This window comes from Aquabacterium sp., assembly GCF_029946005.1.
Taxonomy (GTDB): Bacteria; Pseudomonadota; Gammaproteobacteria; order Burkholderiales; family Burkholderiaceae_C; genus Aquabacterium.
The window spans coordinates 264323-284830 of the sequence record NZ_JAQSDR010000015.1; the positions used below are offsets into that span (position 1 = coordinate 264323).

Annotated in this window: 10 protein-coding genes; 9 read left to right on the forward strand and 1 reads right to left on the reverse strand. The window is 66.7% G+C overall.

Translation table 11 applies throughout. The features are described 5' to 3' along the window. The first annotated feature begins 4 nt into the window (after positions 1-4). The 7 genes from PSV38_RS12530 to PSV38_RS12560 are packed head-to-tail and all read left to right on the forward strand — an operon-like array spanning position 5 to position 16906. Positions 5-2191 carry a biotin/lipoyl-binding protein gene (locus PSV38_RS12530; protein ID WP_300547883.1) on the forward strand — a complete coding sequence of 729 codons (2187 nt, stop codon included), beginning with the start codon at positions 5-7 and terminating at the stop codon, positions 2189-2191. A gap of 1 nt (position 2192) precedes the next feature. Continuing rightward, the gene (locus PSV38_RS12535; RefSeq protein ID WP_300547885.1) at positions 2193-4178 is read left to right on the forward strand and encodes a DEAD/DEAH box helicase; all 1986 of its coding nucleotides are present in this window, start codon (positions 2193-2195) and stop codon (positions 4176-4178) included. A 17-nt stretch (positions 4179-4195) separates the two neighbouring features. Further along, entirely contained in the window at positions 4196-5224 is a 1029-nt protein-coding gene (locus tag PSV38_RS12540; protein WP_300547887.1) for an efflux RND transporter periplasmic adaptor subunit, read from the forward strand. A 27-nt stretch (positions 5225-5251) separates the two neighbouring features. Continuing rightward, positions 5252-11968, forward strand: coding sequence for a tandem-95 repeat protein (locus tag PSV38_RS12545; RefSeq protein WP_300547889.1), 6717 nt, complete (start codon positions 5252-5254; stop codon positions 11966-11968). Beyond that, a complete protein-coding gene (locus PSV38_RS12550) occupies positions 11965-14475 on the forward strand; it encodes an ATP-binding protein (protein WP_300547892.1) in 2511 nt (836 codons plus the stop codon). The genes PSV38_RS12545 and PSV38_RS12550 overlap by 4 nt, the downstream gene beginning before the upstream one ends. Next, positions 14472-16262 carry an EAL domain-containing protein gene (locus PSV38_RS12555; RefSeq protein ID WP_300547893.1) on the forward strand — a complete coding sequence of 597 codons (1791 nt, stop codon included), beginning with the start codon at positions 14472-14474 and terminating at the stop codon, positions 16260-16262. Before PSV38_RS12550 ends, PSV38_RS12555 begins: the two co-directional genes overlap by 4 nt. Next, positions 16259-16906, forward strand: coding sequence for a chalcone isomerase family protein (locus tag PSV38_RS12560; RefSeq protein ID WP_300547895.1), 648 nt, complete (start codon positions 16259-16261; stop codon positions 16904-16906). The genes PSV38_RS12555 and PSV38_RS12560 overlap by 4 nt, the downstream gene beginning before the upstream one ends. Here PSV38_RS12560 and pyk read toward each other — a convergent pair. Next, a complete protein-coding gene (pyk, locus tag PSV38_RS12565; protein ID WP_300547897.1) occupies positions 16884-18314 on the reverse strand; it encodes a pyruvate kinase in 1431 nt (476 codons plus the stop codon). The genes PSV38_RS12560 and pyk overlap by 23 nt on opposite strands. A 214-nt stretch (positions 18315-18528) precedes the next feature. Here pyk and PSV38_RS12570 point away from each other — a divergent pair, with 214 nt between their 5' ends. Beyond that, positions 18529-19362 carry an alpha/beta hydrolase gene (locus PSV38_RS12570; RefSeq protein ID WP_300547899.1) on the forward strand — a complete coding sequence of 278 codons (834 nt, stop codon included), beginning with the start codon at positions 18529-18531 and terminating at the stop codon, positions 19360-19362. After that, positions 19359-20435 (forward strand): AraC family transcriptional regulator, encoded by a 1077-nt coding sequence (locus PSV38_RS12575; protein WP_300547901.1) that lies wholly within the window; start codon positions 19359-19361, stop codon positions 20433-20435. Before PSV38_RS12570 ends, PSV38_RS12575 begins: the two co-directional genes overlap by 4 nt. Positions 20436-20508 lie beyond the last annotated feature (73 nt).

Consider the following 20508-nt stretch of genomic DNA (forward strand, 5'->3'; position numbering starts at 1 on the left):
ACCCATGCTGCCGCACAGCCCCTTGTCCAGCCCGGACTGGCACCGCGTGGCGGCATTGCGCCCCAGGCTGCGCCCACGCGTCAGCGTAGAAGGCCAATGGGTGCGCGGTCAACGCTGGCAGGTGCTGCGCGACGACGACACCGGCCAGGCCTGCCGACTCAACGCCTCGGCCTACCGCATCGCCGCCCGATTCGACGGGAGGCATGCGCTGCAAGAGCTGTGGCCTTGGCTGGACAGCCACGCCGAGCCGCCCACGCAAGACGACATCGTCGCCGTGCTGCGGCAACTGCAAAAGCAGCACCTGGTGGAGTTCGACGGCACGCCGGACTTTGGCGCGGTGGCATCGTCGACACCGACCTGGACACCAGCCCCGAACACCGATGACCCAGGCACCAACAGCAAGTCATCCCTGATGGCCTGGCGCATCCCGCTGGGCAACCCCAGCCGCTGGTTGGACCGGGCCGAGCCTGTGGCGCGCGCGGTGTTCTCGGTGCCCGGCCTGTTGGCATGGAGCCTGCTGATGCTGGGCCTACTGACCGGCTTGTTCATGCAGGGCAGCGCGCTGCAAGCGCATGCGACCACCTGGATGCAAACCCCAAAGCACCTGGCCTTGTCGCTGGTGCTGTACCCCTTCATCAAGGCCATCCACGAGGCTGCCCATGCCTTGGCCGTGCGCCGCTGGGGCGGGCAGGTGCGCGAGGCGGGCATCACGCTGTTGATGCTGATGCCCGTGCCTTATGTCGACGCCTCGGCCGCCAACGCGTTTCGCCATGCTTGGCAACGCATGCTGGTCAGCGCCGCCGGCATCATGGCCGAACTGGCCATGGCCGCCCTCGGTTTAGGGCTCTGGTTCAGCACCACCGACGGCCTGCTGCACGACGCGGGCTTCGTGGTGTGGTTCATCGCCTGCGTGTCCACCTTGCTGTTCAACGCCAACCCTTTGCAAAGGCTGGACGGCTACCACGTCATGACCGACGCGCTGCACCTGCCCAACCTGGGCTCGCGCAGCAAGCAATGGTGGCAGGCCCAGGGCCAACGCTGGCTCACGCCGCAAGCCGACGCCGCCCAACAGGACGGGCATCCACAACCCGCGCCCGGCGAGCGGCCGTGGCTTGTCGCCTATTCGCCGCTGGCCTGGGTCTACCAGATGCTGCTGTGGGGCACCCTGGTGGTGTGGATTGGCGGCGTGTCCAGCGTGTTGGGCTGGCTGGGCGCGGCGCTGGCATTGCTGTTGGGTGTGATCAAACCCGCCTGGTCTTGGGGTCGCATCGCCTGGCAAGCGGTGCTGTGGCGCCCACGCCAGGAGCGCGCTGCGGCCCTGCGACGCGCGGCATTGCTGCTGGTGCCCCTGCTGGCGCTGCTCCTGCCCTGGCCCGACCGCCTCGTGGTGCGCGGCGTGGTCTGGGCGCCCGACCAGGCCCTGGTGCGCACCGAGGTCGATGGCTTGATCCAGGCCGTTCACCACGCCGATGGCGACACCGTCAAGCCGGGTGACCTGCTGGTCACCTTGCACAACGCCAAGTTGCTGGCCCAGCGCGAACGGCTGGCCGCGCAGGTCACGCAGGCCGAGCAGGACCAGTTCAACGGCATGGGCATCGGCCAGGACGCTGCCCAATCCGGCAAGGCCCAAGACGAGTTGCAACGCCTGCAGGCCGAGGTGGCCCGCCTGGACGAACAGATCGCGCACCTGCACGTGCGGGCCCTGAGCGCGGGCCGCCTGGTGCTGCCCAACGAACACGACCTGCCTGGCCGCTACCTGCGCCGAGGCGACCTGTTGGGCCATGTGCTGACCCAGCATCCCCTCACCGTGCGCGTGGCCGTGCGCGAAGCCGACGCCGTGCCATTGCGCCAGCACCTGGGCAAGGTGTCGGTGCGCCTGAGCAGCCAAGGACAGCGCGCCGAGCCAGGCACCCTGGTACGCGATGCCGTGGGCGCCACCCGCCAGTTGCCCAGCGCGGCCCTGAGCGAGCAACAAGGCGGCGAGATCCAGACCGATCCACAGGACGAGCACCACCTGAACACCACGCGCCCCATCGTGCTGATGGACGTGCGCCTGGACCAGGCCGCCCCGGCCGAACGCCTGGGCGAACGCGCCTGGGTGCGCTTCGACCAGGGCTGGTCGCCCCCGGTGGCCCAGGGGTGGCGCTGGGCCCGCCAGCGCGTGGACGCCACCTTCCACCCCGGTCATTGACATGAGCAGCGCCTTGCCCGCCTGGCCCAGGATGATCCCGATGCCGCACAGCGAAGCACTGGCCCGCCCGGGCCCGCGCTGGGGCGTTTACCCAGAACGGCCTGACCACGCGGATGCACGCCAGCGCGGCACATTGCCACGGCCCTGGCTGCCCACCTGGCTGCCTGCCTCCTGGCGCTTGGCCCTGTGCCGACCATGGCTGCGCCAGGTCCGGCAACGGTCGACCACACCAACATTGGACCTGAACGCTTGCCGCCAGAGCCTGCGCCGCGAAGGCTTCACCGCTGACACCGTGGCCCTGGCCCTGGCGCACGTGCTGCGCGCCACTGAGCAGACGCTGGGCCTGCGCCTGCACGACACCCAGTTGCTGGCCGCCACCTTGATGCTGGACCAGCAACTGGTGGAGATGGCCACTGGCGAGGGCAAGACCCTGGCCATGGCCTGTGCCGCTGCCGTGGCGGCACTGGCGGGCATCCCTGTGCACGTGATCACCGCCAACGACTACCTGGCCGAGCGCGATGCGCAAACGCTGGCCCCGCTGTTTGCCGCGCTGGGCATCTCGCTCGCGCACATTGCCCCCGCCATGCCCTCCGAGCAGCGCCGCCCCGTCTACGCGCAAGACGTGGTCTACGCCACCGCCAAAGAGGTCGCTTTCGACTACCTGCGCGATGGCCTGACCACGCCACAAGGCGCCCCGCCACTGCTGCGCGGCCTGAGCCTGGCATTGATCGACGAAGCCGACAGCATCCTGTTGGACGAGGCCAGCGTGCCCTTGATCATCTCGGTGACGCAGCAAGGCCAGGCTGCGCAGCAAGCGCACCGGCGCGCCGTGTGGTGGCAGGCCCTGCACCTGGCCCGGCGGCTGCGCAGCGATGGCGACTACACGGTGGACACCGGCCGCCACAGTGCCACGCTGAACCCTGTGGGCGAGCAACACATCGCTGGCCCGGCCGAGGCCCTGGGCGGTGTCTGGCGCCGCCCACGTTTGCGCCGCGACCTGCTGGGCCTGGCCATCACCGCCTTGCACGCCCTGCAACGCGATCAGCATTACCTGGTCCGAGAAGGCAAGGTGGAGCTGCTGGACACGCTCACTGGCCGCGTCGCCGTGGGCCGCGTGTGGTCACAAGGCTTGCACACCCTGATCGAATTGAAGGAAGGGTGCACACCCAGCGCGCCCACCGAAACCCTGGCCCAGATCACCTTCCAGCGCTTCTTCAAACGCTACTGGCGACTGGGCGGCCTGAGTGGCACCCTGGTGGAAGCGCGCGCCGAGTTGCGCAGCCTGTACGACCTGGACGTGGTGCGGGTGCCGGAGCGCCTGCCCAGCCAGCGGCAGACCTGGCCCACCCTCGCCTTTGCCACGCCCGATCAGCGCTGGGGCGCCATCGCCGAGCGCGCCCGGCAACTGCAAGCCCAGGGCCGCCCCTTGCTCATCGGCACCGACTCGGTGCACGACTCCGAGCAGCTGTCACAGCACCTGCGGCAAGCGGGCGTCGTGCACACCGTGCTCAACGCCCGGCAAGACCAGCACGAGGCCGACATCGTTGCGCAAGCCGGGCAGGCCGGGCGGGTGACCGTGGCCACGCGCATGGCGGGCCGGGGCACCGACATCAGCCTGGATGAGGCGGCCTTGGCGGCGGGTGGATTGCACGTCATTCACTGCCAGCGCAACGAGTCGCGGCGCATGGACCGCCAGCTGGTGGGCCGTTGTGCGCGCCAAGGGCAAGCAGGCAGCACAGAAGCGTGGATTTGTGCCGCCATTTCGAATGACCCTCCGCCCCCTTCTGAACCTAAGCTAACACGATGTATTCAATCCGCCGTCGCGCACCGTTCAACCCTGTCGCCCTGGTGCTGGTGGCACCTGCGCCTGCCCCAGTGGCTGGAGGAGCGCAGGCAAGCGGCTTTGCGGCGGCAACTGCTCGATCAAGACCGGCAATGGGCCGAGCAACATCGCCTCGCCCGGCAAAGCCGTGGGCCCTCTGCCTAGGCGCCCTGCTGGGCTCGGTGGGCGCCGCCCATGCGGCACCGCCCAAACCGGCCGGCTGCCTGATCGAGCCCGACCAGGTGGCGGACGTGGGCTCGGCCGTCACCGGCATCATTGAAAAACTGAACGTCGCCTTGGGCGAACGCGTGGAAGCCGGGCAGCCCGTCGTGGTGCTGCGCGCCGACGTCGAACGCGCCAATGCCAACGCCGCCACCTTGCGCACGCAGATGGACGCCGAGGTCAAGGCCGCGGCCGCCAACCTGGAACTGGCCAGGCAGAAAGTGGTGCGCACCCAGCAACTGGTGGCCAAGGATTTTGTCTCGCAACAAGCGCTGGACCAGGCCAGTGCCGAGATGGAAGTGGCCGTGCAAAAACACACCCTCGCGCGCAGCCAGCAACGCATCTATGGCCAGGAACAAGCCATGGCGCAGGCTCAGCTGGGCCTGCGAACCTTGCGCAGCCCCATCAACGGCATCGTGGTGGAGCGCTACAGCAACCTCGGCGAGCGGGTGGAAGACCGTCCCGTGCTGCGCGTGGCCAGCATCGATCCGCTGCGCGTGTCGCTGATGGTGCCCATCACCCAGTACGGGCAGGTGCACCTTGGGGACCGCCTGTCGATCCACCCGGAGCTGCCAGGCATCGGCGCGGTCAGTGCCAAGGTGGAGTACGTTGACAAAGTCGTGGACGCGGCCAGCAACACCTTCCGCGTGCGCCTGAGCCTGCCCAACCCCGACCACCGCCTGCCTGCTGGCCTGCGCTGCAAGGCAGACTGGCCCGTGGCCGCCAACGGCACCGCGCCCGCACGCCCCGCCCCCAGCGCGGCACCCGCCCTGCCCGCGCCACAGCGCCCAAAGGCCGTGGCACAGCAGCCCACGCTGCCCGTGCACCTGCCCGCGGCCACCGCGTCCGCATCGACCTGGTTGAAGATGTCCCTGGCTTTGGCCCGCGTGCCGACCCAGCCTTCCTCAACCGTGGCCAACGCCGCCATGGTCAAGGCCAGCCAGCCGATCAGCCTGAGATTCAGCATCGCGCTGGCCGACGCCCGCTGAAGCGGCCGCTCATTGAACAGGCCCGGCATGCGTTCCCTGCCACCCCCTCAGGTTCAAAGGCCCATCGCCGAGGCGATGGAGCCCCGCGTGCTGTACGCCGCCGATTTCGCGCCTGCCGCCTTCATGGGCAGCGCGGCGTCGGCCACCGACGCCAGCCACCAGCGCTTGATCGACACCAGCGCGGCCACGAACACCCAAGCCACGCCCGGCACCGAGATCGTCTTCATCGACGCCCGGGTGCCCGACCAGGCCACCTTGCTGGCCGACCTGAACGCGCAGGCCCAGGCCGGTCGTGCCATCGAGGTGGTGCTGATCAGCGCGGATGAGGATGGCATCACCCGCATCACCCAGACCCTGGCCGATCGGCATGGCGTGTCGGCCTTGCATTTGATCTCGCACGGCGACAGCGGCTCGGCCCAGCTGGGCAACAGCGTGCTGGACGAAACCACCCTGGCCGCACGCGCCCACGACGTGGCCTCGTGGGGCCAAGCCCTCACGCTGGAGGCCGACCTGTTGCTCTACGGTTGCGACGTGGGTACACAAGCCGAGGGCCAGGCCCTGGTGCAAGGGCTGGCCGCCCTCACTGGCGCCGACGTGGCCGCCAGCGATGACCTGACCGGCACCAGCCTGCAAGGTGGCGACTGGGTGCTGGAAGTGCAAAGCGGCCACATCGAGGCGATGCTGGCTCCGAGCGCGCAGGCCCAAGCCTTGTTCAGTGGCGTGCTCGCTGCCGTTCCCACCGGCAAGGCCGATCTGGTCTGGTCCAACTCAGGCTCCGGCACGCCACAACTCAGCGTGTTCGATGGCGCCACCTCCAGCACCGCCACCAACACGGCCAACACCGGCCAGTGGACCCTGGTGGATTCGGCCTCGTCCCCCAAGCGCAACGAGTTCATCGCGGTCGGCGTGACCACCACCGGCACCATCACCGGCGAAGTGATCAAGGATGGGGTCAGCACCCTGATCCCCTTGACCCTGGGCGGCGGCACGCCCACCAACCGGCAGGGCTTCGGCGTGGCCTACGAGCAAAGCAGCGGCGACGCCATGCTGGTCTGGAACGACGGCACCAACCTGAAGTACAGCCTCTACAACGGCAGCAGCTGGACAAGCGCCAGCACCATCGCGGGCTACACCGGCGCTGCGCCCCAGCACATGCAGCTGGTGTCGCAGCCCGGCGGCGACGGCATGGCCCTGATCATCAGCGATGCCAATGCCGACGACCACGCCTTGATCTGGAATGGCAGCAGTTGGGGCCAGGCCATCACGCTGGACACTTCGGGCACCTCGGCCGCAGATCAAACGTCCATCGCCGTGGCCTACGAAGCGCAGAGCGGTCACGCCATGGTCGCTTACGCCAAGGCATCGGACGCCAACGTCTATTTCCGCGTGTTCGATGGCAGTGTGTGGGGCAATGAAACCGCCGCAGGCACCTACCTGGAGGCCGCCACCCCGCAATGGCTGACCCTGGCCAGCGACCCCACCAGCAACCGCATCGCCATGGGCCTGATCAGCAGCTCAGGCACCCAAACCTTCACCTCCTTCGCGGTGTGGAACCAGGGCGGCTCCCAAACCTGGGGCAACCGCACGGTCACCCCGGCCCAGAACACCACCACCAACGCCCCCACCGTGGGGGTGGCCTATGAAAGCCAAAGCGGCGATCTGTTGGCCGTGTACGGCAGCACCACGGCCAACACCGTGAACTACAAAACCTTGGGCAGCTCGGGCGTCTGGTCGGCCACGCAGGCCGGGCCCAATGCGGGCGGCATCGTGGGCGCTTTGCGGCTGAACAGCGACCCCACCACCAACAACATCATGCTGGGCATGCAGACCACCGGGGGCCGCCTGTCATTCTCGGACTGGACCGGCAGTGCCTGGCAAAGCTCGCCGGTGGTGGCCTCCAGCAACACGGGCAGCTCGCTCACACCGGCCTTCTCGTGGACCTTCCGAGAGCACATCGCCGGCAACACCACCAACACCTTGTGGCTGGGCTCCAATCAGGCCAACTCGGTCGGCTGGGACGGCGTCAACGCGGTCACCAGCACCGAGGTGCTCGCGCTGGAGAACCCCAACCTGCACTATGGCTCCGGCACGAACACGGACGGCACCTTCTCGCACGTGCTGGACATGTCGGCCTTTGGCGCCACGGGCCTGGACGACATCGCCTGGGTGTCACGCGATGTGGTGCTGTCGGGCAGCCTGACCGTGCACCGGGGTGACCTGCTTTTCTCGGTGCCCAGCACCACCACCCTGACCAGCGTCAACAGCTTGTCAGCGAACCGCAATGACGTCGTGCTATTCCGCCCCACCGTCGCGGGCGACTACTCGGCGGGCACCTTCACCAAGGTCTTCACCGTCAGCAACAGCCTGCTGGGCCTGTCCCTCCTGTCGTCCACGGCCAGCATCCGAGGCTTGGCGCTGGTGGAGAAGACCGTCACCATCGGCACCACCCAGGTACTGGCCGGCACCTTCCTGTTCAGCGCGGGCAATGGGAGCACCGCCGCCAATGACATCCTCAGCTTCAGAGTCGGCGAGACGTCCGCGTCTACCCTCATTGAGGGCGATGACATCAACCTGGACAGCTCGATCACCGGCCTGGAAGTCATCACCAGCAGCACCCCATCGGCCAATACCTCGCTGCCTGCAGGTACTTTGCTGGTGAGCCTGGCCCAAGCCGATTCACAAGTGGCCAACAACTACGTCGACGTGACCGCCGCCGACGTCCTGGCCTTGACGGTTTACCGCACCTCCGGGAACAACAGTGCCATCGCCATCGGCACCCTGATGTTGCAAGGCAGCGCCGTCGGCATCACCGGCAGCATCGACAGCCTGGCGTTGACCTTGAGCGTTGCGCCGGTCATCGACAGCAACGGTGGTGGCGCCACGGCCAGCACCAGCGTCACGGAGAACACTACCGCCGTCACCACCGTGGTGGCGCACGACGCGGACCCCTACGCTGACCTGACGTACAGCATCACCGGGGGTGCCGACGCGTCCCACTTCACCATCGACAGCCGCACTGGCGTGCTGCGCTTCACCAGTGCGCCCGACTTCGAAAAGCCCAAGGACAGCGGCAAGGACAACGGCTACGTGGTCATCGTGTCGGCCAGCGATGGCACCTACCGTGATAACCAAACCTTGACGGTCAACGTGACCACCGTCAACGAAGCGCCGGTGATTGTGAGCGGCGGCGGCGGCAGCACGGCCAACCTGGTCGTGGCGGATCAAACCACGACCGCCACCACGGTGCAGGCCGCCGACCAGGATGCCGCCGACACCCTGGCCTACACCATCATTGGTGGCGCGGATTGGGCCTTCTTCCAGATCGATCCCGGCACAGGCCTGTTGAGCTTCAACACGACCGTGGACTTCACCACCCCCAACGACACGGATGGCGACAACCTTTACCACGTGACCGTGCGTGTGACCGACTCCGCGGGCAACTGGGACGATCAAACACTGAACATCACCGTGACCACGACCAACACGCCGCCCACCATGAGCGGTGGCACCACGGCGTCAAAGGACGTGGCTGAGTTCGAGACCTTGGTCACCCAGGTCCAAGCCTCTGACGTGGAAACCCCGACCCAGCTGAGCTACGGCATCAGTGGCGGCGCCGACCAGGCCCTGTTCAGCATCGACGCCCAGACCGGCGAGTTGCGCTTCATCACCCCGCCCGACTCGCAAGCCCCCGGTGCGAAAAGCAGCTATGTGGTGGAGGTCAGCGCGTCAGACGGTCAATTCGCCTCATCCCAACTGCTGACGGTCAACGTCCTGCCCTACACGCGCCCACTCAACCAGCTGCCCAACGACCTGAGTGCCGCCGAAGACACGCCCAGCGCCTTGGCTGGCGTGCGCGTGACCGACCCGGCCGCCGGCGGCGCGGACATCACGGTCACCCTCTCCGTGGAGCACGGCACCCTGACCGTGCGCGACGACGTGGCCTTGGGCCTGGACAGCGCCCACATCCTGTACGACGCCGATCGCCGCACCGTCACGCTGACTGGCAGCGTCAGCGCCATCAATGCCACCCTGGCCGATGCCACCGGCCTGATGTACCTGTCCGATCAGGACCACAACGGCCTGGACGACCTGACCATGACCACCGTGGACGCCGTGCACACGGGCACCGCGCCGCCCCTGACCGTCACCGACACCGCCTCGATCGCCGTGACGGCCGTCAACGACACGCCCTCGGCCATCATCGGACAAAGCAGCTACACCGCCACCGAGCAGACCGACCTGGCCCTGCACAACACGGGCTTGCGGATCAGCGACGTGGACGCGGCCACTGGCGCCATGCGGCTCACCCTGACCGTGACCGACGGCTTGCTGACCGTGAACCCCGGCACCACCGGCGTGGCCATCACCAATTCGGGCAGCAACAGCGTCATCCTGGCGGGCACCCTTGAGCAGATCAACCAGCTGCTCGACGGCCTGGATGACGGCACAGTGGTGTACCAAAATGGCAGCGACACCCCGCCGGCCACCGCCACCCTGACGATGACCGTCCACGACATGGGCAACACCGGCGCTGGCGGCAATTTGGCCAACAGCATGGTGGTCACCATCAACATGACCGCCGTGAACGACGTGCCGGTCGCGATGGACGACAACGCCTCGCTCAATGAGGACACCGTGTTGAATGGCAGCACGGTGCTGGCCAATGACACCGATGTCGAAGGCGCCACCTTGACCGCCACGCTGGTGGTCGGCCCCACCGACGGCACCTTGGTGTTCAACAGCGACGGCAGCTACACCTACACGCCCAACGCCAACTTCAGCGGCACCGACACCTTCACCTACGAGGCCAACGACGGCACGGACAATTCCGCCGTCGCCACCGTCACCATCACGGTCAACGCCCTCAACGACGCGCCCGTGGCCGTGGACGACAGCGGCTCCGTCGATGAAGACACCGCACTCACTGGCAACGTGCTGACCAACGACACCGATGTCGAAGGCGCCACCTTGACCGCCACGCTGGTGGCCGACCCGACTCACGGCACCCTGGTGTTCAACAGCGACGGCAGCTACACCTACACGCCCAACGCCAACTTCAGCGGCACCGACACCTTCACCTACCAGGCCAAGGACGGTACCGCCGACTCCAACGAGTCCACCGTCACCATCACGGTCAACGCCCTCAACGACGCGCCCTTGGCTGTGAGCGACAGCGCCTCCGTCGATGAAGACACCGTGCTCAACGGCAACACCGTGCTGGCCAACGACAGCGATATCGACGGCGCCACCCTGAACGCCACGCTGGTGTCCGGCACCAGCCACGGAGTCCTGGTGTTCAACAGCAACGGCAGCTACACCTACACCCCCACCGCCAACTTCACCGGCACCGACGCCTTCACCTACCAGGCCAACGACGGCGCCAACAACTCCACCGTCGCCACCGTCACCATCACTGTCAACGCCGCCAACGATGCGCCCGTGGCCGTGAGCGACAGCGCCTCGGTCGATGAAGACACCGCGCTGAATGGCAACGTGATGGGCAATGCCTCCGATGTCGAAGGCAGCGCTCTGTCCGCCACCGTGGGCACCGGCCCCAGCCACGGCAGCCTGGTGCTCAACCCCAACGGCAGCTACACCTACACCCCCACTGCCAACTTCAGCGGCACCGACGCCTTCACCTACCAGGTCAACGACGGCACCGCCGACTCCAACATCGCCACCGTCACCATCACCATTGCGCCGGTCAACGACGCCCCGGTCATCACCACCAACGCCCTGACCATCAACCAGGGCGGCACGGCCGAGCCCCTGCTGGTGGTCAGCGATGCGGACAACGCCAACACCGGCCTGCTGATCAGCGCCAGCGACATCGTCGGCGGGCACTTCGCCGACGTCGGCACTGGCGCGGTCCTCACCCAGTTCACCATGGCCGCGGTCGTCGCCCACCAGGTGGTGTTCGTTCACGACGGCAGCGTCCAGGCGCCCACCTACGTCCTGTCCGCCACCGACGGGCAGGCCAGCGCCAGCACGTCCACCGTGCAAACCCGCTTCACGCCCACCCCGCCGCCACCGGTGATCTCCGCGCCACCACCAGCGCCGCCAGCGCCACCAGCGCCACCAGCGCCACCGGACAACAGCGACAGTGACAGCGACGAAGCCGAAGAGCCCGTGACCACGGCCACCGGTGTGGCCTCCGGTGCTGGCGCCACCCAGGCAGCCGCCCCCATCGCCCAGCTGTCCTTCTTCGTGGACGCCAACAACCTCGCGCCCCCCAACGCGGGCATCGTGGTCCTGCCCCCAGCCAACCAATATGGCGTGGACCTCAACAACCGCGCCATCACCGCCAGCACCGCAGCCGCCGCTGGCGAAGAGGCCTTCCGCTACTCCTGGCTCAAGGCCTTGAACACCACCCTCAGCGACACGCAAAACCTGCGCAACAGCCTGGATGCGCTGCGCGAACAACTGCAGAACGACGGCGTGGAGCGGCGCCACCTGGTGGCCTCGTCCATCGCCGTGTCCACCGGCTTGTCAGTCGGCTATGTGATCTGGCTGGTGCGCGGCGGCGCCCTCATCGGCTCCATGCTGTCGGCCATGCCCGCCTGGCAAATGATCGACCCCCTGCCCGTGCTGGCCCGTGGCCGCGGCGCCCATCACCACGATGACGATGGCGGCGACGATGCCGACGTCGAAAACTTCTTCGACGCCACCCGTGACCGACCCGTGCCACCGCCCCAGCCCGCACCGCCGCCGCCCACCCCCGCCATCGAGGAGGCCGCGCCATGAAGCGCCTGGCCACCCGCTACTACCTGGCCATGGGCCTGTCATCCCTGCTGGTGACGATTGCCCTGGGCGCCACCTACCTGGGCCTGATCCCGGACCACGAAGCGCAGGCCCGCCAGCACCGCGCCGTGCTGTCCGAGATCCTCGCCACCAGCGTCTCGGTCCTGCTCAATGAGGACGACACCAGCACGCTCGAACAGGCCCTCAAGCTGGCCATCGAGCGCGAACCCTCGCTGCAGTCCATTGGCATCCGCCGCAGTGACCGCAGCACCCTGCTGGCCCTGGGCCCCCACGAAGACTGGCAGCCCACCTCCAGCGAACAATCCACCGACGCGCAAGTGCAAGTGCCCATCTGGCACGACGGCCAGTCCTGGGGCTTCCTGGAGCTGCGCTACACCCCGCTGCGACACGAAGGTTGGCGCGGCTACCTGGACGACCCCTCCCTGCGCCTGAGCGCCTTCCTCTTCGTCTGCAGCTTCATCGCCTTCTCGCTCTACCTGGGCCGCATGCTGCGCCACCTGGACCCGTCGCAGACGATCCCCGCACGCGTGCGCTCCGCGTTCGACACGCTGACCGAGGGCCTGATGATGCTGGACGACCAGGGCCTCACTGTGCTGGCCAACCAGTCCCTGGCCAAGATCATGGGCATCGAACCCGATGCCTTTGTGGGTCGGCCCGCCTCCGCCCTGCCCTGGACCGACCGCGAAGGCCAGCCCCTCATCAAGCCCCTGCTGCCCTGGCAACAGGCCCTGGATGAAAAGCAGACCCGCCGCGACGTGCTCATGTACCTGAGCACTGCACGCGGCCAGCGCTACACCTTCCGGGTCAACTGCTCGCCCATCCTGGCGGCCGCCGGAAAGCCCAAAGGCGTGCTCATCAGCTTCCAGGACATCACCGAGCTGGAAGAAAAAGAAGTGGCCCTGCAAGCCGCCAAGGAAGAAGCCGACAGCGCCAACCGCGCCAAGAGCGATTTCCTGGCCAACATGAGCCACGAGATCCGCACCCCGATGAACGCCATCCTCGGCTTCACCGAACTGCTGCGCCGACGCGCCCCCACGCCCGGCAACGCTGACGAGCAACGGCGCCACCTGGAGACCATCCACGCCAGCGGCCAACAGCTGCTGGAGCTGATCAACGACATCCTCGATTTGTCCAAGGTCGAATCGGGCCGACTGGAGTTGGAGCGCGTGCGCTTTGCGCCGCACACCGTGGTCAACGACGTGGTCCGCGTGCTCGAAGCCAAGGCGCTGGAGAAAAAGCTGCTGCTGCGCATGGACCTGCCCGGCCCGCTGCCCGCCACCATCGAGGGCGATCCCGGGCGCCTGCGCCAGATCGTCACCAACCTGATCGGCAACGCGCTCAAGTTCACGCAGCAAGGCCAGGTCACCGTGAGCCTGCACCTGGACACCCACGCCTACCCGGCCACCTACCGCATTGACGTGGCCGACACCGGCGTCGGCATCGCGCCCGACAAGGTCGAATCGGTGTTCGAGCCTTTTGTGCAGGCCGAGACCTCGACCACCCGCCACTTCGGCGGCACCGGCCTGGGCCTGACCATCAGCCGCCGCTTCGCCAAGGCCATGGGGGGCGACATCACCGTCACCAGCAAGCTGGGCCAAGGCAGCGTCTTCCACGTCATCATCGACCCGGGCAACCTCAGGGGCACGCCCATGCTGGAGCCGGAAGAGCTGCTCCGCCAGGCCTCGGAGCTCACCAAGCAAGACACCATCCACTGGCGCTTCCCACCCCGCCGCGTGCTGGTGGTGGACGACGGGGCCGAAAATCGCGAACTGGTGCGCCTGGTGCTGGAGGAAACGGGCTTGGTCGTGCAAGAGGCCGTCAACGGCCAGGAAGCCCTGGACATGGTGGCCCACAGCCGCTTCGACCTGGTGCTGATGGACATGCAGATGCCGGTGATGGACGGTGTGGTGGCCACGCGTCTGCTGCGCGAGCGTGGCGTGAAAACCCCCGTCCTGGCCCTGACCGCCAACGCCATGAAGGGCTTCGAGCAAGAGATCAACCAGGCGGGCTTCTCGGGCTTCCACACCAAGCCCTTGAACATTGGCACGCTGTTAACCGATCTGGCTCAAAGGCTGGGCGGTGAACGCTTGGCACCCGAGGAAGTGCTCAAGCTCCAGGGCGCGAGTGCCGACAACACAGGGAACAGCCCGGTCAACGGCCCGGCCGACACCAGCCCCATGGTCTCGCGCCTGTCGCAACATCCCAAATTGCGAAAAGTGGTGACCCGGTTCATGGACGAATTCCCGGGCAAGTTGGCATTGATGAAGCAATCCTTGAATCAGCAAGACTTGAAAGAACTCGCTCTGCACGCCCACTGGCTCAAAGGTGCCGGTGGCAGCGTGGGCTTTGACGCGTATTTCGAGCCCGCCCGCCACCTGGAAGCCGCTTGCACCGTGGACGACGCCGCGCAGGCCGGCCACTGGCTGCAGCACATTGACGAACTGAGCCAGCGCATGGTCCTGGATGCACCGGAAGGGGCCACGGCATGAGCCGAGACCTCGTGGCCATGACCACGCCCTGGGATGGCGCCCTGGTGATGATGGTGGACGACGAGTCCATGATGACCGATGTCATCCAGACCCACCTGGAGGATGCGGGCTACACCCGCTTCGTGGCCTGCAACGACCCGCGCCAGGCCGTGCAGTTGATCCGTCAGCACCAGCCCGACGTCCTGCTGCTGGACCTGATGATGCCCGGCGTATCCGGCTTCGACGTGCTGCAGGCCGTGCGTGCCGACGAGGCCTTGCAGTACACCCCCGTCATCGTGCTGACCGCCGCCAGCGACCCGGCCACCAAGTTGCGAGCACTCGAGCTGGGCGCCACCGAGTTTCTCTCCAAGCCTGTCGACTCCAGCGAGCTGGTCCTGCGGGTGCGCAACACCCTGGCCTTCAAACGCTACCAGGATCGCCTGGCCTACGTGGACATGGTCACCGGCCTGTCCAACCGCGAGCGCTTCACGCGCCGGTTGGAAGAAGCCCTGCAGCACGCCCTGCCGCAGCAAGCCATGCTCGGCCTGCTGCACCTGGGCTGCGAGCAGTTCCGCCAGACCCGCGAAACCCTGGGCCCCCGCGCCGCCGACAGCCTGCTGCAGCAAGTGGCCGCGCGCCTGATCAACGTCGTCGTGCCGCCGCAAGACCGTGACTCCGCCGCCCTGCACCCCGAATCCCTGGGACTGGCCCGCGTTGACAGCCAGGACTTCGCCCTGATCCTGCCCGAGGTGACCCAGGCCGAAGACGCCGCCACCCTGGCCAAGCTGGTGATCCAAGAACTGACGGCGCCGTTTCAGATCGATGGCCACGACATCTTCCTGATGCCCCACATCGGCATCGCGCTGGCCCCCAGCGATGGGCAAACCGCCAACGGCCTGCTCAAAAGCGCCGACCTGGCTTGCTCCAAGGTCAAAGGCCACGGCAAATCGGGCTATGAATTTTTCTCAGCCGAACTGACGGCTCGCTCCATCGAGCGCCTGACCCTGACCAACCAGTTGCGACTGGCCATCCACCGCGACGAACTGCGCCTGCACTACCAACCGAAGGTCTGCATGCGCACCGGCCGCATCCTGGGTGCCGAGGCCTTGATCCGATGGCAACACCCTGACCATGGCTTGCTGCTGCCAGGCCGCTTCGTGCCCCTGGCGGAAGAGACCGGCCTGATCGTCGAGATGGGCGACTGGGTCACGCAAGAGGCCTGCCGCCAGATGGCGCTGTGGAAGCAACAAGGCCTGCGCGACCTCAAGGTGTCGATCAATGTGGCCAAGCCGCAGTTCGACAACGGCCACTTCCTGCAGTACCTGCAGAAGGTGCTGGCCCGCACGCAGTTGCCGCCCGAATGGCTGGTGGTCGAAGTGACCGAAAGCATGCTGGTCAGCGACGTGGCCTGGGCCCTCAAGCAGATGAACGATTTGCAAGGCCTGGGCGTGCACCTGTCCATCGACGACTTCGGCACCGGCTATTCATCGCTGAGCTACCTCAAGCGCTTTCCCGCCGACGAACTCAAGATCGACCGCTCCTTCATCATCGACCTGCCCGGCCAGACGAAAGACCAGGCCATCGTGCAAACGGTGGTGTCCTTGGGGCACAGCCTGGGCATGCAGGTCGTGGCCGAAGGCGTGGAAGAAGAAGCGCAGTTGCGCGTGCTGCAGCGCATGGGCTGCGACGTGCTGCAGGGCTTCCTGTTCAGCAAGGCCGTGCCACCGCAGGCGTTTGAGGCTTTGCTCCTGGGCTCATCGGCCCAACAGCTGGTCAACCCACGTGCCACGGAAGGAGTTCCTTCATGAAATCCATCACTTTGGTGGCCGCTGCGGCACTGCTGTGCGCGCCCTGCGCCTGGTCCGCCGTGATCGGCGATGTCGACGGCATTCCTGTTGAAGACAGCTACTCGGTCGACGGCGCCAAGCTCGTGCTCAATGGCGCGGGCGTTCGAAAACGGTCCTACTTCAAGACGGACGTCTCGGCAATCTACCTGACTGAGCCACGCAATACCCCCGAAGGCATTGAGAGTGCGCCGGGCGCCAAACGCCTGCAACTCGTGCTGGTCAAAGACATCCCCGGGTCCACCATCTCCCGCTACTTCATCGCGGACTTCCAGGCCGTGGCCACCGAGGCAGAGTTCAAACAGTTGATCAACGAGATCGGCTTGCTGGGCGAGATCTACTCCAAGATTCGCCAGGTCAACAAGGGCGATGTGATCAACATCGACTGGACACCCGGCAAGGGCGTGCACTCCACCATCAACGGCAAGCCTTTGATGGTCAGCGGCAACGTCACGCCCTACTTGAACAATGAACTGCTGTACCGGGTGATGCTGCGCATGTACATCAAGGCCAGCGGCTCGGCCGAGATGCGGGACAACCTGCTGGGCAGATCGCGCAGCATGCTCAACACCGCATCGGCGGCGGTCAACCCACCTCGCACACCTTGAGCATGTTGGTGCCCCCCGGGTAGCCCATGGGCTCGCCGCAGGTGATGGCATACGTGTCACCCGGCTTGAGCACACCACTTTCCACCAGCAGCGATTCAGCCTGCTTCAGCGCCTCGTCACGGTCGGTGTGGCTGCGGATCAGCAGGGGCTGCACATTGCGGTACAGCGCCATCTTGCGCTGCGAGATCGGCTGCGCCGTCATGCCGAAGATCGGCACGTGGATCTTGTGTCGGCTCATCCACAAGGCGGTTGAGCCTGACTCGGTCAAGGCGATGATCGCCTTGCAACCCAGGTGGTGCGCCGTGAACAGCGCCCCCATCGCGATCGACTGGTCGATGCGGCCGAACTTCTTGTTGGTGAAATCGGCGTCCAGCGTCACGTCCTCGGCGCCCTCGGCCGCCAGCGCGATCGCCGCCATCTGCTCGATCGTCTCCACCGGGTACTTGCCCGCGGCCGTCTCGGCACTCAGCATCACGGCGTCGGTGCCGTCCAGCACCGCGTTGGCCACATCACTCACCTCAGCGCGCGTGGGCACCGGGTTCACGATCATCGATTCCATCATCTGCGTGGCCGTGATCACCACCTTGTCCATCTCGCGGGCCAGCTTGATCATGCGCTTTTGCAGCGCGGGCACGGCGGCATTGCCCACCTCCACGGCCAGGTCGCCGCGCGCCACCATGATCCCGTCTGAGGCCTTCAGGATGCTTTCCAGGTTGGGGATGGCCTCGGTGCGCTCGATCTTGGCGATCAGCGCCGGGCGGTGCTTCCAGGGCTCGCCCGCCACGTTGCACAACTGGCGCGCCATCTCCATGTCGGTTGAATTTTTGGGGAAGGACACCGCGATGTAATCGCACTGAAAGCTCGCCGCCGTCTTGATGTCTTCCATGTCCTTGGCCGTCAAGGCCGGTGCGGTCAAGCCGCCACCCTGCTTGTTGATGCCCTTGTTGTTGGACAGTTCCCCACCCACCTTGACGATGGTGTTGACCGCCTCGCCTTTGACGGACTCCACGGTCAGCACCAGCAAGCCATCGTTCAGCAAGAGGATGTCGCCAGCGCGCACATCGCGCGGCAATTCCTTGTAGTCCAGGCCCACACCATGAATATCGCCGGGCTCGACGCGGCTGGCGTCCAGCACGAAAGGCTGGCCGTTTTCCAGCATCACGCTGCCTTCGGCAAACTTGCCCACGCGGATTTTGGGGCCCTGCAGGTCGGCCATGACGGCCACCACCTTGCCCACCTTCTTGGCCACCTCGCGCACCAGCGCCGCGCGGTCGATGTGGTCCTGCGCCTTGCCGTGCGAGAAGTTCAAGCGCACCACGTCCACCCCCGCGCGCAGCATGCGCTCCAACACCTCGGGCGACGAGGAAGCAGGGCCCAGGGTGGCGACGATCTTGGTGGCACGTGGCATGGTGTTTCGGCTCGGTCAGAGCGGCGGTTGTCTCGCAAACAGTGTCCCACCAAACCGCCAGGTGAAAAGCCGGAATTGGTGCGGCAAGACCCTCGCTTGTCGCGCCTTCCCCCGAAACATTACACTGACCCACGCGCCTTGCCTGATCACGTAATGCTTCAGCAAAGTGTCCGATCAGCCGACATGCCAAGGGAGTCCCGCAGTTAAAGCCCCCATGAGCCAGCCCACCATCGTCTTCTCGCACGCCAACAGCTTCCCGGCCAGCACCTACCGCGAGCTGTTCGACGCCTGGCGCGCAGCAGGCTACGCGGTCCACGCCATCGAAAAATTCGGGCACGACCCGCGCTACCCCGTCACCGCCGACTGGCCGCACCTGGTCCATCAGCTCAAGGATTTCATCGACCACGAAGTCGGCCACCCCGTCTACCTGGTGGGCCACTCCCTGGGTGGCTACCTGAGCATGATGCTGGCCAGCCGCCACCCGGAGTTGGCCCGGGGCGTGGTCGTGCTCGACTCCCCCCTGCTGCACGGCTGGCGCGCCTGGGGCCTGAAGCTGGTCAAACAACTCGGCGTGGTCGACCGCGTCATGCCCTCCGGCGTGGCCGCTCAGCGCTGCCACGAGTGGCCCACCCTGGAGGCCGTGCGCGAGCACTTCATCGCCAAACCCAAATTCGCCGCCTTCCACCCCGGCGTGTTCGACGCCTACGTGCAGCACGGCACCGAGCACCACCCCAGCGTCAGCCGCCGCCTCAGCTTCAAGCGCGAGATCGAATCGCGCATCTACAAAAGCATGCCCGTGAACCTGGTGCAAGAGTTCCGGCGCCACCCACCCGCCTGCCCCATGGCCTTCATCGGCGGCACGCGCTCCAAAGAGCTCAAGGCCGTCCAGCTCGGCGGGGTGCGCCGCGTGGTCGGGTCTGCCAACATGTCGTGGATCGCCGGCACACACCTGTATCCTTTCGAACAGCCGCAAGCCACCGTGGCCGAAGTGCTGCGCTGGCTGACCCACTTCCAGACCCCCTCCGCCCCCGACATCCCCACGCGATGACCGCCCCCGCCCCTGTCGAGCCGCCCATTCCCTTCGTCACGGTGACCAACTGGGTTCGCGCGGCCAACCTGTGCGGCATCGACATCGGCCGCATCTTCGAAGAAGAAGGCGTCGACACCAGCAACCTGCACCCAGAGACCGCCGTCATCCTGCGCGAAACCATGCAGCGTGTCATGCAGCGCTGTGTCGACGAGACCCGGGCCATGGGCCGGGGCCAGCACTTTCCACTCGTGCTCGGCGAGACCTTCGCCTTCGAGTACATGTCGGACATCGAGACCTTCATCACCACCAGCCCGACCCTGCGCGAAGCCGCCCGCTCGCTGGAGTGGATCCCGCCGCTGCTCAACCCCTACATGCAGATCTCACTGGCGGAGCATGGCCGCGAGGCTCGCATGTCGGTGGCCTTCAACCACCCGGAGGGCTCACCCGACAACACCTGGCATTTCACCGAAGGCGTGTTCGCCAGCCTGCTCAAGTTCACCCGCATGCTGCTGGGCGGACAACAGCTGTTTGGTCGAATCACCCTGCAGCACGCGCCTCATCAACACCAAGCGGTCTGCGAAGCATTCTTCCAAGTGCCGATCTCTTATTCAGAACCGGTCAGCGCCATGTGGTTCGACCGCGCCTTGCTGGACCTGCCCTTGCGCGGCGGTTTCCCGCTGCTGCATGAACAGGCCGCGCAGCGCGTGGTCCAGCAGGTCGCCCAACGCGCCGAGCAACTGCAGCAAGACGCCAGCGCCCTCGAACACGCGGGCAACCTGGTCCACCAGATCGAACGCGCCCTGGCGCAAAAACCCCGCTTGCTGGGTCTGGGCCTAGAAGCCCTGGCCGAAGAGCTGCACCTCCACGCCCGCACCTTGCAGCGCCGCCTTCGCGACATGGGCGACAGCCACTCCGCCATCCTGGGCCGGGTGCGCTACGGCCTGGCGCGCCAATGGCTGCAAGACCCCGCCTTGCCCATCGAAGACATCAGCGACCGCCTGGGTTTTTCCGACCGCCGCAGCTTCACCCAGGCCTTCACGCGCTGGTCCGGCGTCACCCCCAGCCAGTACCGCCGCAGCCCTGGCCCATGACCACGGGCCCGGGTGTTTTCCCTAGCCTCAGGCTGTCGCGAAAATTACCCTGCTGTCGTTGCACGCCATAGCC